Raw genomic sequence first — 15,631 nt, forward strand, 5'->3', positions numbered from 1 at the left:
GGAGTCATCTTAGCGGAACAGGGACGGCATCTTTGGCGGCAGCGCTCAAGCCTTTCGGCGCAAGGCTGGTCTGCTCCCGCATGGCCCACAGCAGCACGATGCCAATCGCGAGGAGTATCCAACAGGTATGGCCACCGAGCGTGAGATCCCAGAGGCGAGGTGAGCGAACGATGATGCCGACCGTTTCTCCCAACTTTCTAACGATCGCGCTGGTGTTGAGAAGGAAGTCCGACAGCAGGAACAAGAGCCACCGCGCGGAGCTGAAATGGAGATGGGTGAAGCACCAGAGAATAAGTGGCAGCAGCACGATTGCTGCATACATGCGGGTGTAGCTGGGAAGAAGTCCAAGGGCGAGGCAACCGGCGGCGACAAGCAACGGCAGGCCGTAATGCCTGATCTCTGGTTCCGGTATCGCATTTGGCTTGCGCCACGCTGCTCTCTTGCTGAAGAGAAAAAGCAGCACGAGATAAACGAGCGCGGCGGAAGCGGAGGCGAAGGTACGATCCGGGAACAGGGCAAAAGCTACCAGTTGGAGATCGATGCGATCCGTGTTTTCGGTGTTCTGGGGCGAAACATCGGCATTGCCTCCGTGAGTAAATAGGAAGCTGACGTTCTCGCGGTAATCGGCGAGCCATGACATTCCCTGATGCGCCACAAGGGGCGCGAGGGATAGAGCCGTGATGACTCCGCACGAGAAAAGGATCGCGGCAATCAGACGCCAGCGGCGATTGTGCATGAGCCACGGCAGAAGAAAGACGCCGGTGGTCGGCTTGAGCAGGATCGCGGCAGTCACACAAATACCGATGACGATGGCACTCTTCGACACGCTCAAGCTGCGGGGTTTCGCGAGAGCTTCCTGAACAGCATCGGATCGGGCAGCGATGGCGTCGCCACGAATTGATGTGACGACTGCGAGCATTGCCGCACCGGACGCGATGAGAACGATGTTCAGAGAGTGGAATGCGGTGTGAACGGGAGCGAAGCCTAGCGCGAAGGCGATAAAGAACAGGGCCATCGGCTCCTTCGCGAGATTTGCGAAGCAGCTGTGCTGCGGCCAGCCGACGCGCAGCAATCCATAGATCGCAGCCGCGTAAAACACCAGTCCAATCAGCACGAAGAGATAGACGGCGGAGTTCCAGCGGAGCAGCGCCAAGGGAGCCATCAATAGGAGCGTAGGCGGAGGATAAACAGAATGCGTGCCCGAGACCCAGTCGCTCAAGCCAAGGTTCGGGCCGCCCCTTGTCTGCCAGGTGGAGAGGAACTTGAATGGGTTGTAGGGATTGGCACCGGCGAGCCAGAGGGTTGAGCTGGTATAGGGGGCTGCGAGATCGCTAAGCCAATTCGCACCAACACGGCCGAGAGCGCGAACAAGAAACTCGACCGCTCCCAGAAGGACGGCGAGTCGTGCAAGCCATAGGGATCGTCTGGAGCTTGTCGGCAAGTTTGTCGGCAAAGAGGTTAAGCGCTGCATCCGGCCATGTAAAATGAGATCGTCAGCAGGGCACAGTCTAGCATGAAAGCGATGATCACCGGCTCGCACGAAAGTCGCATTTGACAGGCTTGGGGAAGATCGGCGGGGCTTCCGTTGTGAACCTGAAGGCTACTACAACCAATTGGCAGTACAAGGCGTTGAAGCGCCGGGTTATAACTGAATCTTAGTGTCTCCGGCGGCGTATCTCGGAGAAGTGGTCCTGCAACTGAGAACCTTTTTTTGCCGCTGAATTTGATCCCATTATGGTTCAAGCACTCATCCTTATTCCGGCCCTGATCGCGATTGGAATGCTCAACGCATCTCCTGCCGCGCGCGTGATGCTGAAGGTATACGTGCCGTGCATGATGATCATCCCCATGTACCTGCAGTTCCGGATGGGGGGACTATTTCTCAATGTCACGTCGGTCGTCACGCTCTTCCTGGCGCTGATCGGGCTCTACGCCTGGTATGGGACGCTGAAGCTCACGCTGCTGGACGCGTGCGTCGTCTTCAATACCTTCAGCGCGTTCTACGCGGATGCCCACCGGCACGACCTGAAGATATCCATCTACGCTTTTTGCCTCATTGTCTCGAAGACCCTCTTTCCTTACGTCATAGGCCGGACGCTGATTGAGCAGACCGGGATGCGAAAGCAGTTCGCGAAGACCCTGGTGCTGTGTCTTGCCGTCGTCTCCCTTGTCAGCCTATGGGAGTACCGAATGGAGAAGAATCCATTCCAGACGTTTGTCGAGAGGCTGACTCACGAGCCGTCCGGATGGGGGATTATGACGCGCTGGGGCTTCGGTCGCATCGCTGGTCCCTACGGTCACGCCATTACCGCGGGCATGATCTTCTCTACCGGACTGCTGCTGCAATTATGGTTATTCGGCACCGGAAGCTGGAACTCCTCGAAGTTTCTGAGGTTCTTCCGTTCGCGCAGGAAGCCGCTCTACCTTACGCTGGTCATGTGTATGGGCCTGTTCATGACGCAGTCTCGCGGTCCGTGGATCGGCTGCGGATTCGGTCTGATCGTAGCGTCGATTGGCTTCTCGCGCGATCGCAGGCGGGCCGCCATCATTGCGGTGAGCGGCCTGGTCGTGGCAATCACCATCGCTGGTGTGGCGCTGAACAAGTACACCGATGTCGACGAGACCAAGACGACCGACCGCGACCAACTGAATGCAAGCTATCGCCGCAATCTCATTGCAACCTATAGGCCGTTGATCGACCAGGGCGGATTGTGGGGATGGGGAACTCCAGAGCTCGCCAGCAATGGGACCACAGGGTACAGCAAAGACCAGACTTCTATCGACAACGAGTACATTCGCGTAGCGATGTGGCAGGGATACGTCGGGGTCTTTCTCTTTGTATCGATGGAACTGCTTGCGATCTGGCAATTGATCAAGCTTTGTATCAGCCTTCGAAATCGTGAGGACATTCTGTTTTGTTACTGCCTATTGGGCGCGATCGTCGCATCCGCCTTCAGTTTGACGACGGTGTACCTGGGCGACCCCATGATGCAAATCCTGTTCCTTATGCTTGGCTGGGCCATGTCGATCCGTCCCACTCGCTCGGTCGAAGAGATTCAAGCACCCGCCGCTACGGGAAAGTATGCCTTCCAGAGAGTTTTTGCTTGATGCCTGTTGCGATCGCTTTCATGGAGAGGTCCATAGTCTGAATTTCCGTTCCCCCCTTGCATGTACAACAAATTCGTTAGGCAGATTTTGCCTCGCAGCCTGTAACCTAGCGATGTACTTTCCTCAAGACAAAGGGATTCGCCATGAGTTTGCACAAGACGCTGCTGGTCACCGGCGGCGCCGGATTCATAGGATCGAACTTCGTACTCGCTGCGGTCGCCGCGGGTCAGACGGTGATCAATCTCGACGCCCTGACGTATGCCGGGAACCTGGGCAATCTCGCGTCGATCGCCTCGAATCCTCGCCACATCTTCGTTCACGGGGACATCAATGACGGCGAGTTGGTCGCAAAGCTGCTGGCCGAGTATCGGCCTTCAGCGGTCGTTCACTTCGCGGCCGAGAGCCACGTTGATCGGTCGATTGCAGGACCCGAAGCATTCCTGAAGACCAATATCGATGGCACGTTCACAATGCTGCGCTGCGCGCGGGCATTCTATGAGTCGTTGGCTGGGGAAGAAAAGGAACTGTTCCGCTTCCTGCATGTTTCAACGGACGAAGTGTACGGCACGTTGACGCCCGAGGATCCGGCGTTCCACGAGAGGACACCGTATGCGCCGAACTCGCCGTATGCCGCGTCGAAGGCATCATCGGACATGCTGGTGCGCGCGTGGGTGCATACGTACAAGCTTCCCGCGTTGATCACGAACTGCTCGAACAACTACGGTCCCTTCCAGTTTCCCGAAAAGCTGATCCCGTTGATGATCTTGAATGCGCTGGCGGGCAAGCCATTGCCTGTTTACGGCGATGGCCAGCAGATTCGCGACTGGCTGTTTGTAGCGGATCACTGTAGCGCGATCGCCACGGTTCTTGAGAACGGCCGTCTTGGCGAAACCTACAACGTGGGTGGTGGCAATCAGCGGGCAAACCTCATGGTGGTTCACACAGTCTGTGCTCTACTCGATGAGCTCCGTCCAGACTCGCCATTCGTCCCGCACAGCAAGCTGATCACCTATGTGCAGGACCGTCCCGGACATGACCGGCGCTATGCGATCGACGCTCGCAAGATTGAAGGCGAACTAGGCTGGCACGCGGCCGAAAGCTTCGAGACCGGGATGCGCAAGACGGTCCAGTGGTATCTCGACAACCCCGAGTGGTTGAAGGACGTGACCAGCGGAGCCTATCAGCAGTGGGTGAATAAGAACTACGCCGATCGAAGCAGCGCGGCGTTTACAGATTTCGCGGTGGCTGCAGTGGAAGCAGGTACGAAATGAAGGGCATTATCCTCGCCGGCGGCTCCGGCACGCGGCTTCATCCGGTGACACAGGCGGTATCCAAGCAGCTTCTTCCCGTCTACGACAAGCCGATGATCTACTATCCGCTCTCAGTGCTGATGCTGGCGGGGATACGAGACATCCTGATCATCTCCACGCCCTCCGACACGCCCCGGTTCAAGCAGTTGCTCGGTGACGGAAAGAAGTGGGGGATCGAGATTCAGTACGCGGTGCAGCCTTCGCCGGACGGCCTGGCACAGGCATTTCTGATTGGCGAAGAGTTCCTCGCGGGCGAAGGCTGCTGCCTGGTTCTGGGCGACAACATCTTCTATGGCCATGACTTTGCCAAGACGCTGCGCGATGCTGCCTCGCGTACGACGGGGGCGACTGTATTCGCTTATCCGGTGATGGACCCGGAGCGCTATGGCGTGGTGGAATTCGACGATCAGCGGCGAGCGGTGTCGCTTGAAGAGAAACCCCTGAAGCCGAAGTCGCGTTACGCGGTCACAGGCGTCTACTTCTACGACAACCGTGTGGTCGAGATTGCGAAAAACCTGAAACCTTCGCCGCGCGGCGAGCTTGAGATCACAGACGTCAACATCTGGTATCTAAACGCGGGCGAGTTGCGGACGGAAGTGCTCGGTCGTGGATTGGCATGGCTGGATACGGGGACGCACGATTCCCTGCTCGAGGCCTCCAACTTCATCCACACCATCGAGCAGCGACAGGGCTTGAAGGTCGCATGCCCGGAAGAGATCGCCTATCGTCTCGGCTACATTAATGCCGCTGAACTGACGGCGCTTGCCGAAGACATCAAGAAGAGCACCTACGGAAAGTATCTGCTTCGGCTCCTTGAAGAGACGGTCTACTAGGGTGGCTCGATTGGCCGGGCAGCGGTTTCTGGTGACAGGAGCCTCGGGACAGGTGGGCGGCGAACTGTTGCACACACTTGCTCCCTTCGGCGAGGTGATCTCCCCCTCACGCGCGGAGATGGACCTCGCCAGTGCCGATTCGGTGCGCGCTTTTGTGCGGAGTGCAAGGCCTGACTGGATCGTGAGTGCCGGAGCGTATACGGCCGTGGACAAAGCAGAGTCCGAGTCCGAGCTTGCCTATGCGATCAACCGCGATGCCGTAGAAGTGATTGGGCTTGAAGCGAAGGCGATTGGAGCCTCGGTCCTCCACTTCTCAACAGACTACGTCTTCAACGGCGAAGGAACGGTTCCGTGGGTCGAGGAGGATGCGACCGGCCCGTTGGGCACCTACGGCGCGAGCAAGCTGGCTGGAGAGCAGGCACTCCTGGGGTCCGGGGCGGCATCACTGATCTTCCGGACAAGCTGGGTATACGGATCGACTGGGAAGAACTTCCTTCGAACGATCCTGAAGTTAGCAGCGGAGCGGAGCGAGTTGCGCATCGTCGACGATCAGCATGGAGCTCCGACCTGGAGCCGGAGTCTTGCGCAGGTGGCGGCGCACGCGATCGCGGAATGCGGGAACGGGCGCGAAGCAGCCGCTCCATTCAAAGGCATCTATCATGTTGCGGGCGGCGGCGAGACGACCTGGGCAGGCTTTGCGAGGGAAGCGATCGCGATGATTCAGGAATTAGAGCCAGATGCAACCATGGCGAAGGTCACAGGAATTCCAAGCAGCGAGTATCCTACGCCCGCGGCTCGACCAGGAAATTCGCGCCTGAACTGCCAAAAGCTGTCACGAACATTCGGCTGGAAGACGGCTGCATGGCCGGAGTCGCTGAAGCTGGTTATCGCGGAAACGCGATTGCCCACTCCTATCGACTGAAAGTTGTGTGCAATTGATTACGGTTTCTTTATAACCTTATGGGTAGCTTAAGGCATCCTGAGCTCATCATGTTTGCGGCCAGACGAATGGCCGAATTTCGTAGTACGCGTTCGCTGGAGCTCCCAAAGATTCCCCAGATTACTATTTAGCTTCCTATTCTTTCACTTGAATGGATTGGTGTCGCCTGGCTTGGTCATTGACTCTCAAAGGTTTGATACGGCGCCCTTCGGGGCCAAGTGCGCGAGGAATAGAAGCCGCGTCAAGGTCGTCCAGCCTACATCTCCCGTGGGACTGCCAAATTTCGACTGGACGGTAGACTGACGTGGTGACCCCCTCGACCGCCGGGCCGACCCGCATCGCCTATCTGTTAAGTCAGTATCCGGCCATCTCCCATACTTTTTTCTTGAATGAAGTCCTGCTTATGCGGGAACACGGCTTCTCGATCGAAACGGCATCGATTAACTCGATTCATCCACCGGCAGGAGGATTTCCCGAAGATGAGACGCGCGAGGCGGCACGCACGTTCTACATCAAAGAAACGCCCAAGGGGGCGATTCTCAAGATACTGTTCAGGACTCTTGTCCGGCGACCGGGCGTGGTAGGACGGGGCTTGTCGGCAGCGCTGGCGCTGCGCCCGTGGGATCTACCCGGAATGGCCTATTCCCTCTTTTATCTGGTCGAGGCCATCCTTCTCGGCGAATGGATGCTGCAAAGAGGATGTACCCATCTCCATGTGCACTTTGGCGGTTCGGTGGCTACCGTCGGCATGCTGACGTCGATCGCCTGGGGGATTCCGTACTCGCTGACGATCCATGGGCCGGAGGAGTTCTACGATGTGGGTCCATCGTTTCTAGAGCAGAAGTTGCGACAGGCAAGCTTTGTGACCTGCATTAGCGACTTCTGCCGGAGTCAGTTGTACAAGATTGCGCCGGTCGCTTCGTGGGGTAAGTTTGAAGTCTGCCGGCTGGGCGTTCGGACTGCGGTCTTTGCTCCACCACCTGAGACGACGCGGGAGACGCTGCATATCGTTTCAGTGGGCCGGTTGCATCCGGCGAAGGGGCAGATGATTCTGCTCGGAGCTTTTCGGGAATTGCTTGACCGCAGGCTCCAGGTGAGATTAAGTATCGTAGGCGACGGAGACGGACGCAGCTCGCTCGAGGACTTTATTCAAACCTATCGGTTGAAGGATTCCGTCACACTGCATGGCGCACTGAGCCACCCCGCGACCCGTGCCCTTTTGGGAACGGCTGACCTTTTCGTCTTGCCCAGTTTTGCCGAGGGAGTTCCGGTGGCTCTTATGGAAGCCATGTCCATGCAGATCGCCTGCATCAGCACATTTGTAGCGGGAATACCTGAACTGATCGAACCAGGGATGGAGGGGCTGTTGGTCCCGCCGTCCTCCCAACCTCACCTGACGGATGCCATGGCATCTCTAATAGGTGATCCGGCCCGGCGCATGACGCTCGCCAGGGCGGGCCGGGAGAAGGTGCTTTCGAGCTATGATCTGTATACGAACATCGGCACTCTCGCCCGAGTATTCGAGCGGCACGGACTCAGCACCGGCGGTCTAGCGAGCCGTGCCCCAGAAGTTTCATCCTGACTGAACGCAAGACTCGGCATTTGAGGTCTGGAGCCGCGAGGTGCGGACCAGAGACGAAGGCAAAGATCGACAAGGCCACGGAGCGAACGCTACCACTCATGCAGAACGAAGCAAACGACACTGGATCCCCGAAGCCCGCGATCTCGATTCTGATCGTGTCCTTCAACACCCGCGACGTGTTGCGTGAGTGCCTCGATTCAGTGGCGGTCGCGACCGGCAACCTTGTGGTGGAGACGATTGTCGTGGACAACCACTCGCGCGACGGATCGGCTGCGATGGTTCGGGAGGAGTTTCCCTGGGTTCGGGTCATCGAGAGCACTGAGAATCTGGGTTTCGGGCGCGCCAACAACCTTGCTTTTGCTGCTGCCCATGGCCGTTATATCGTCCTGCTCAACTCGGACGCATTCCTGCAACGCGACACGCTTTGCTTGTCCCTTGAGAAGATGGAGGCGGATCCCACCGTAGGTCTGGCAAGCGGACGGCTGGTGGGGCGCGACGGTGAACTGCAACCCTCAGCGCGGATGTTTCCCAATCCGATGCGCCAGTTGCTCGTGATCTCGGGCCTGGCCGACAAGTATCCCGGGTCGCGTTTCTTCGGTCAGGCGGATCGGACGTGGGCCGACCCCATGGAAGCGGCAGAGGTTGACTGGGTACCCGGCGCTTACTCGATCATTCCCGCCGATATTCTGCATCGGTACGGCTTCTTCGATCCGAGGTTCTTTCTCTACTACGAAGAGGTAGACCTCTGCCTGCGCATCCAAAGCGCCGGATACAAGATCATGTACTGGCCGGAGATCTGCGTGGTCCATGTAGGTGGCGAATCTTCGCGCCAGATCAAGACTCTCGAGATGTCGCAGACCGGAGCGCAATTGGTCTTGTGGCGGATGCGCAGCACCCTGCTCTACTACCGGAAGCACAAAGGTTCGACTGCGGTCGCGGTACGCTGGCTGGAGGAGATCTGGTACCTGTTGCGGGCATGGCGGAACCGGCTTCGGAGCGGGGAGGATGCGCGCTGCGAGGTGCGCAATCAGAAGCGGCTGGCCGACCTAATGAGCCTGGCCTGGAAAGAGACTAAGGGCGGACGGGTTTCCCCTCCCCAGCCCTGGTAGGCAACCGCAGATCGCGTCCTGATCGCGACCTTTCCGTTGGCTTCCCCCGCGCCATCTCAAGAGAATCAGTATCCGGGTCTCCACAAAGAATTCATCCCCTTCGCGTGGGATTCGATGCGGTCCAAAGATGTATGGACAGGCTTATTTACAGCATCCATGATCGGAGGGTTGATGGATTTTGCCATTGCATCTCTTCGGGCCCGCTTTGATTGGATCCCTAAGTCGGTCTGACCGTCTCGCAGAACTCAAATCCTGGTGCGGAAGAGGACACAGTTGCCGAAGGAAGACAATTGTGAGGTTGTAGCGTTGAAGCTCCGCTGCGGCGAAAAGTTATCGGCTGATGGCGTCAAGTTTAATAGCCGGAGACATCGGCGAAACGTCTGCCACTCCCTTGGACGGCACGAAAGGCCGCTGAATGGAGCCGCCAATGATTGCGCGGCGAGCATCCTGTCGATGGTCCCGAGAGGGAACTTTCGGGAGAGCCGGAGTTTGGGTGGCCCTGTTCATCCGGTGTATGATGGAAGCACCGAAAGGTTTGAGTATGATGCCATTCTTCTGTCTGGCGCGGATCTCACGGCGACCGGTTGCGGCACGGATATAGCCCAGATCAGCATCACGGGACCAGTTGGGGTCTGGTCCAGCCGTCAGAAGAGCGAGTTGGACATCCAGATGTGCACCGGGGGCGTCGCCTCGCGGGAGTCCGCAAGTACGGCGTATCGCGACGGAACACCAAGTATCCTGCAGGCGGGAGCAAACATGGGAGGCGGACTCAAACGCATCGCAATCCTGGGCGTACCCATCGACAACCTGTCGATGGACGAGACGATCGAAGCACTGGACAAGTTGATCGAGACGGACGGCTTTCACCAGATCGCCACCGCGAACATCGACTTCCTGATGAAGGCGATTGGCGACGACGAACTGATGGATATCCTTCAGCGCTGCGATCTCGTGCTTCCCGATGGAATGCCGCTCGTCTGGGCCTCGCGCATCATGGGAACTCCGCTGAAAGAGCGCGTGGCAGGATCAGACCTGCTTCCGCGCCTGGCCGAACTCTCACAGCGTAAAGGCCGACGCCTCTTCTTGCTGGGCGCGACCGAAGAACGCTCTCGCGATGCTGCTGCGTGGATCATGCGCAATTATCCCGGAGCGCAGATTGCGGGGCGATTCTCCCCTCCCTTTGGCTCCATAGACGACATGGATCACGGTAGCATCCTGCGAATGATTGAAGAGTCGGACGCCGACATTCTGCTGGTGGCCTTCGGGAATCCGAAGCAGGAAAAGTGGCTGGCGATGCACCGCAGCAGGCTGCATGTGCCCGTCTGCATCGGCGTGGGAGCTTCGCTCGACTTTCTCTCCGGCACCCATACTCGCGCTCCGGAGTGGATGCAGAAGTCCGGCCTCGAGTGGATGCACCGGTTTTACAAGGAGCCCGGCCGTTTGGGCGGCCGGTACACGCGCAACGCGATGGGCATCCTTCGTCACCTGTCGTTGCAGATGCTGGCGGTATCCACGCAGCCTCGAACTTCGGCGCTCTCGCGCATCTCGGTCTTCCAGGAGAACCAGGCGTTGGTCATCACGCTGGTGGGAAGATTTACCGGTGAAGTAGTGGAGGAGTTCGACCAGGCTCTGGAAAAGCTGGAAGATCTCGATTCGCCAATGATCCTGGATCTCAATCTCACAACATCGATCGGTGCCGATGCGATGGGCTTCCTGGTGGATCTGAGCAGCAAGATGCGCGACCGCAACCAGGACATCTGGCTGGTCGGTATGCGGCCGAGCCTGCGTAGACTCTTCCGGACTGCGTTTCTGCAGGAGCGTCTGTTCCGCCTTGCACCGAAGGTCGCCGATGCCCTGCGTCGAATCGATTCCAAAGCTCCCGCAGCTGAACCCAGGTCGACCACGCGCCCTTTCCTCAAAGAGGAAGTCGGTCGATGAGAGATCGATTTACAGGTTTCACGGAGCCTGAGGTTGGACGATCGCAGCTAACAGTATCCAGGTGGCTCACTCGGTCGCACCCAGTACAAGGTGACTTCGAGCCCATGGCTCGCGAACCCGGCGCACAGGCCGCTTCTGAAGATTGCGGCGGTGCGTCTAACACATTCGTTGCAATCTGCACCGAAGAAGCCATTTCCTTGTTGAAAACATGGGTTTCGACGCATACCCTTAAGGCTGTGGTGGTGTCTCGGGATTGTAGGTTCGTATGGCAGTAACTGTGTTGCTGGCTCTCGCTGTTTTCCTGAAATGGGTTCTCCTGCTTGTTACTCTTCCGCTTGTGGTCGAGCTGTTCCTGCTCACGATCGGGTCGATGCTGCCTGCCCGGCGGGAAGAGGCCGTGACTGGCGGCGTGGTTGCCCTGAATGCTTCCGAGGGCACGGCAGCTGAACTCGAGAACTATCGGCATGACTTCAACGATGCCAGTTCGCGTACCCCGAAACGCATGATGATCATCGTTCCAAGCCACAACGAAGAGTTGTGCATCGCCCGCTGTGTTCAAAGCCTGACGGAGGCGACCGGAAACCCTGACGACGTGCTGGTGATTGCGCACAACTGCAGCGACGCCACCGCCGAACGGGCGCGGAAGGCCGGTGCGCGGGTCGAGGTAGTCAACGATCTATCCCGTGCAGGTAAGGGTCATGCTCTGAAGCACGGTTTCGAGTACGCGTTCGGCCCGGGAATGGCGGATGCGGTGATGATCGTCGATGCGGATTCGACTGTCTCGCCTAATATTGTTCGAGTCGTCTTGAAGCAGCTTGCGTCCTCTCCCGTGGTGCAATGCCGTTACCAGGTGAGGAACTTCTCGGCTTCGTGGCGGACCGGGCTTACTTCGCTCGCGTTTCTGGGCATCAACGTGGTGCGCGCGCGAGGTCGGGATAATCTTGGTCTCTCCTGCGGCATCTTCGGCAACGGCTTCGCGATGCGGCGCGAGGTGCTGGAAGACGTGGCCTACGACGCCCACTCGATCGTTGAAGATATGGAGTTCCACCTATCGCTGGTGGAGCGCGGTTATAAAGTCCGCTTTATCGAAGAAGCTTACGTGCTGGGCGACATGCCGCTCTCCGCGAGCACCTCGGCGAGCCAGCACTCACGCTGGGAGGGTGGACGCCTGCGCCTGCTGCGGGACTGGGGCTTTCGGCTCGTGGGCAATGTAGCGGCAGGCAAACTTAGGCTCTCTGAACCCCTGATCGACCTCCTCGGGCTTCCCCTCGCCCTTGAGGTCTTTTCGCTGGGACTTCTCCTGCTCTACCCAACCAGCCTGACTCGGAGCTACGTGCTCATCGCTTTCGGCGTCATCCTGCTGCACATGGCCGCGATCGTTAGAGTCAGTCCAGACCGCAAAGGCAGCCTACAGGCTCTTTTGCTGTCTCCGGTATATCTCTTCTGGCGGGTCACGATGGTTACTTCCGCCGTACGCGCCTCCGGAAAGGGAGCTACCTGGGTTCGCACGACGCGGGATACCGTAGTCGAAGTTGCGCCACAGGAGATTCTGGCCGCCAAAGCCGCCAATCATACTCAGGAGATTTCATGAAGTTCACTCCCCAAACTCTCCTTGGACGGTTCCTGCAGGTATCCGCGATAGGCTGCGGAATGCTGTTCGCGAGCGCGTCTTCACAGGCATTCTCTCAAGCTCAGCCGGGCGGACAGGACGGCAGTGCCACCACCACCGGGTCGACTCCTCAGGAGTCTGGTCTGCAGCGGCATCCGCTCGAGCTTGAGGCCAGTCAGCCAAGCGCGGACGAGGAGTATCTGCTGGGCGGCGGCGATGACATAGTCGTCACGGTCTCCGGCCGGCCGGAGTTGAGCGGCGCGCATGTCATCGGCCCCGACGGGCGCATCACAATGCCTGTCATCGGAACGGTGAATATCGGCGAAAAGTCGCGAGATGACGCCGCCAAAGCCGTGGATACAGCCCTCTCGAAGTACTACAGCGGAGAGATGTCTTCCACCATACAGGTGACCAAGTACGGTTCAAACCACATTCTGCTGCTCGGAGCCATTGAAAAGCCCGGCGTGATCACATTCGACCAACCGCCAACTTTGCTTGAGGCGGTCACACGTGCAGGGCTCGTCTACAACGCCGATAAGACGACACAGATGGCTCGCAAGTGTGTGATTTATCGCGGCGACGATAAGGTGATGAATGTAAACCTGAGCGAACGCTTCGACAGCAAGCGAGCTCTGAACAATGTTCGGCTAAGACGCAACGACATCGTCTATTTTCCGGAAGACCAGGCGAGTCTGATCTCGGTTCTGGGCGAGGTAACTCACCCCGGCCCGGTAAGGCTCGCTGGGAACAGCACGGTGACTACTCTGCTTTCAAGCGCGGGTGGCATTACGGAGAAGGCGGGCAATCCGTTGATCCAAGTCATTACACCCTCAACGGGAAAGATTCAGACAGTCAAGTTCAAAGATCTTCTACAGCCACCGGCTGGAACGGATATTGCGCTGCACGACGGAGACGTCATCTTCGTGCCGCGCAGTGGATTGGCAAAGACTGGCTTCTTCTTCCAGCAGATATCTCCCATCATCGGAATTGGGACGATCTTCACGTTGGCGCGTTAGGCACGAGACGCAGTCGATCGACGCATGGCAACAGACGCACGGCAAAGATAGCGCACGATGCTTCAAATCAATTTCTCTGGAGAATGATCTAGTATGCCCTCAACCAGCGAGCTCTCCCCGATCGCCTCACCACCTGGAGTTGCGTCCTCCACCGGCGAGCCTGTACGGGTTGGCATTCAGCCCCTCGACCTCATCCGCCGACACGCAAAGCTCGCGGTCGGGGTTGCGCTCTCAGTAGGCCTGCTCGGCGCCTTGGTGCTGCACAACCGTATGAGGCCGTCCTACGAGTCCACAGCCGTCGTCTATGTCTCGCCTATCTTCCCCACTGCGCTGGGCGACAGCCACGATCATGACCGCCAATACGACTCCTTCCTGGAACAACAGGTGACGTCGGCAACGCGTTACGAGACGCTGCAGAAGGCGATCCGGAAGTTCCCCCAGGCATGGCCTCAGATTTTTCCCGGCGAGCCGGAGCAGAACCAGATTCTCAGACTCCAGAAGGCGTTGAAGGTAGAGCAGGTCGGACACAGCTATGAGGTCGCGATAACGCTTGAGAGCGATCGTCCGGCAACAGTAGCGGACTTCGTCAACGAAATTACATCGCAGTACCTCGCCGATGCGCGTGACCAGGAAGTCTTTGGCCACGATCAGAAGCTGGCAACCCTGAAGCAGGATAAAGCTGACATCGAGCGTCAGCTGGCCGCTGCCATGCAGAAGCAGAACCAGTTGCTGCAGGATGTTGGCATGGCTCACTATGAAGCCACTGGCGGGGCCAATCCCTTTGATGACAGGCTCGGCAAGTTGCGCGAGGAGTACAGCGACGCGCGTGAGAAGGCGACCGAGGCTGACGCAGAACTTCGCTCTCTGGGCACGGGCAGCACCCCCAGCCCTGCTCTACTGCAGGCAGCTCAGGAAGAGGTGAACCTGGATGGCTCAGTGGGAGCAATCAAATCCGGGCTGACCGCCAAGAAGGCGGCGAATCTTTCGCTGATGACCGGGCTGAAGCCTACCAATCCCGCTTACCTCCAGATGCAGAACGATAACTCTGAGATTGATCAACGTCTTGAACAGATCAATCGAGAGGCGATCCGAAAGGCTTCCGCGCATATTCAGCAACGGGCATTGTCTGCCAAATCGCGTGCAACAAGCCTAGAGAATGACCTGTCCGCTGACATTGCAAAGACAACTTCGGAGGCATCGACAGCGCGTCCCCGACTCCAGCAATCCCAGCTGGTCTCTTCAGAGGTGGACCGGCTGCTGGCCATGGAAGGCGTAGTCGAGACACGTCTCCAGAACGTCTCGCTTGAGGGCGACTCACCTGGATCGGTGCGTCTCTTCTCAGCGGCTCTGCCTCCCAACGGCGCGGTCAAGCGCAAGACCGCAATCGCTTACGGTGCGCTGTTGATCGCGTGCCTGCTATCCGGATTCGCTGCAGCGTTCATCGCCGATGCAGTCGACCCGCACATCTACACCAGCCGCGACATCCGGAAAGTGGTTGGCTTCCCGCCAATCGGCCTGCTGCTGAGCGACTCGGAGTTTTCTCCGGACATTCAACGCGAGTACTTCCTGCGTCTAGCGGGTGGCCTGGACCAAGCCCATCGCCGCACCGGAGCACGTACCTTTGTGTTCCCCTCGGTGGGACGGAGCAACTCCAGCACCATCGTGGAACGGCTCGGCGCTGAGCTTTCAAGCAACGGTTTGCGCGTCCTGGTGGTCAACATACTGCACCCCGGACAGGCGAAGCCGACAACCAAGACGGCCGGCGTCGAAACTGGACAGCCGAATCCGCGTCTGCTCACGGTTACAGATGGCTCAGCCCAGCTCTCCACCGAGGTCGACAAAGAGCCCTATCGCGTCATCTCGCTTCCGGCTTCGGAGGTCGCAGAGTTGCTGCGTCGCTCTCGCAGCTACTACAACACCATCCTGGTTGCAGCCGACCCGCTCTTCACCTCCGCGTATACGGAACACTTTGCACGCACCGCCGATGGAACGGTGCTGATCGTCGATTCTGGCGAAACTCGCAAGGACGAGCTTGTCCGCGCAGCGCGCCTGCTGGAACGGCTGAAGATCGCGGGAATCGCCATCGTGCTGAACGGAGTGACCGAGAAGCGCGCCGAAGAGGATGTCGCCAAGACCATCGCCGACTATCGCCGAAGCGCCGCTTAGGCGTGCTCCGACACGCCCGG

The 15,631-nt window shown here is 58.6% G+C and carries 11 protein-coding genes; 10 read left to right on the forward strand and 1 reads right to left on the reverse strand.

The window, feature by feature from the left end; genetic code table 11:
- Positions 1-4: 4 nt before the first annotated feature.
- On the reverse strand, positions 5-1,441 hold the full coding sequence (locus HDF16_RS06030) for a glycosyltransferase 87 family protein (RefSeq protein ID WP_221312564.1): 1,437 nt from the start codon (positions 1,439-1,441) through the stop codon (positions 5-7).
- A gap of 293 nt (positions 1,442-1,734) precedes the next feature.
- On the opposite strand from HDF16_RS06030, the gene HDF16_RS06035 reads away from it, so the two are divergent.
- The 10 genes from HDF16_RS06035 (at position 1,735) to HDF16_RS06080 (ending at position 15,611) form a co-directional block, all read left to right on the forward strand.
- Positions 1,735-3,108: an O-antigen ligase family protein gene (locus HDF16_RS06035; RefSeq protein ID WP_184214542.1), complete on the forward strand. Its 1,374-nt coding sequence runs from the start codon at positions 1,735-1,737 to the stop codon at positions 3,106-3,108.
- A 143-nt stretch (positions 3,109-3,251) separates the two neighbouring features.
- Complete coding sequence (gene rfbB / locus HDF16_RS06040; RefSeq protein WP_184214544.1) at positions 3,252-4,379, forward strand: dTDP-glucose 4,6-dehydratase; 1,128 nt, start codon at positions 3,252-3,254, stop codon at positions 4,377-4,379.
- Positions 4,376-5,251 (forward strand): glucose-1-phosphate thymidylyltransferase RfbA, encoded by an 876-nt coding sequence (rfbA, locus tag HDF16_RS06045; RefSeq protein WP_184214546.1) that lies wholly within the window; start codon positions 4,376-4,378, stop codon positions 5,249-5,251. Before rfbB ends, rfbA begins: the two co-directional genes overlap by 4 nt.
- A gap of 1 nt (position 5,252) precedes the next feature.
- Entirely contained in the window at positions 5,253-6,173 is a 921-nt protein-coding gene (gene rfbD, locus HDF16_RS06050) for a dTDP-4-dehydrorhamnose reductase (protein WP_348641256.1), read from the forward strand.
- 325 nt (positions 6,174-6,498) lie between these two features.
- Positions 6,499-7,773: a glycosyltransferase gene (locus HDF16_RS31185; RefSeq protein ID WP_184214548.1), complete on the forward strand. Its 1,275-nt coding sequence runs from the start codon at positions 6,499-6,501 to the stop codon at positions 7,771-7,773.
- 98 nt (positions 7,774-7,871) lie between these two features.
- Positions 7,872-8,882: a glycosyltransferase family 2 protein gene (locus HDF16_RS06060; RefSeq protein WP_184214550.1), complete on the forward strand. Its 1,011-nt coding sequence runs from the start codon at positions 7,872-7,874 to the stop codon at positions 8,880-8,882.
- Between the two features lie 489 nt (positions 8,883-9,371).
- The gene (locus HDF16_RS06065; protein ID WP_184214552.1) at positions 9,372-10,820 is read left to right on the forward strand and encodes a WecB/TagA/CpsF family glycosyltransferase; all 1,449 of its coding nucleotides are present in this window, start codon (positions 9,372-9,374) and stop codon (positions 10,818-10,820) included.
- Positions 10,821-11,085: 265 nt separating this feature from the next.
- Entirely contained in the window at positions 11,086-12,411 is a 1,326-nt protein-coding gene (locus tag HDF16_RS06070; RefSeq protein ID WP_184214555.1) for a glycosyltransferase family 2 protein, read from the forward strand.
- On the forward strand, positions 12,408-13,445 hold the full coding sequence (locus HDF16_RS06075) for a polysaccharide biosynthesis/export family protein (RefSeq protein ID WP_184214557.1): 1,038 nt from the start codon (positions 12,408-12,410) through the stop codon (positions 13,443-13,445). The genes HDF16_RS06070 and HDF16_RS06075 overlap by 4 nt, the downstream gene beginning before the upstream one ends.
- A 93-nt stretch (positions 13,446-13,538) precedes the next feature.
- Positions 13,539-15,611 carry a GumC family protein gene (locus tag HDF16_RS06080; protein WP_184214559.1) on the forward strand — a complete coding sequence of 691 codons (2,073 nt, stop codon included), beginning with the start codon at positions 13,539-13,541 and terminating at the stop codon, positions 15,609-15,611.
- Positions 15,612-15,631 lie beyond the last annotated feature (20 nt).

Origin of the sequence: Granulicella aggregans, assembly GCF_014203275.1 — a bacterium.
Classification (GTDB): domain Bacteria; phylum Acidobacteriota; class Terriglobia; order Terriglobales; family Acidobacteriaceae; genus Edaphobacter.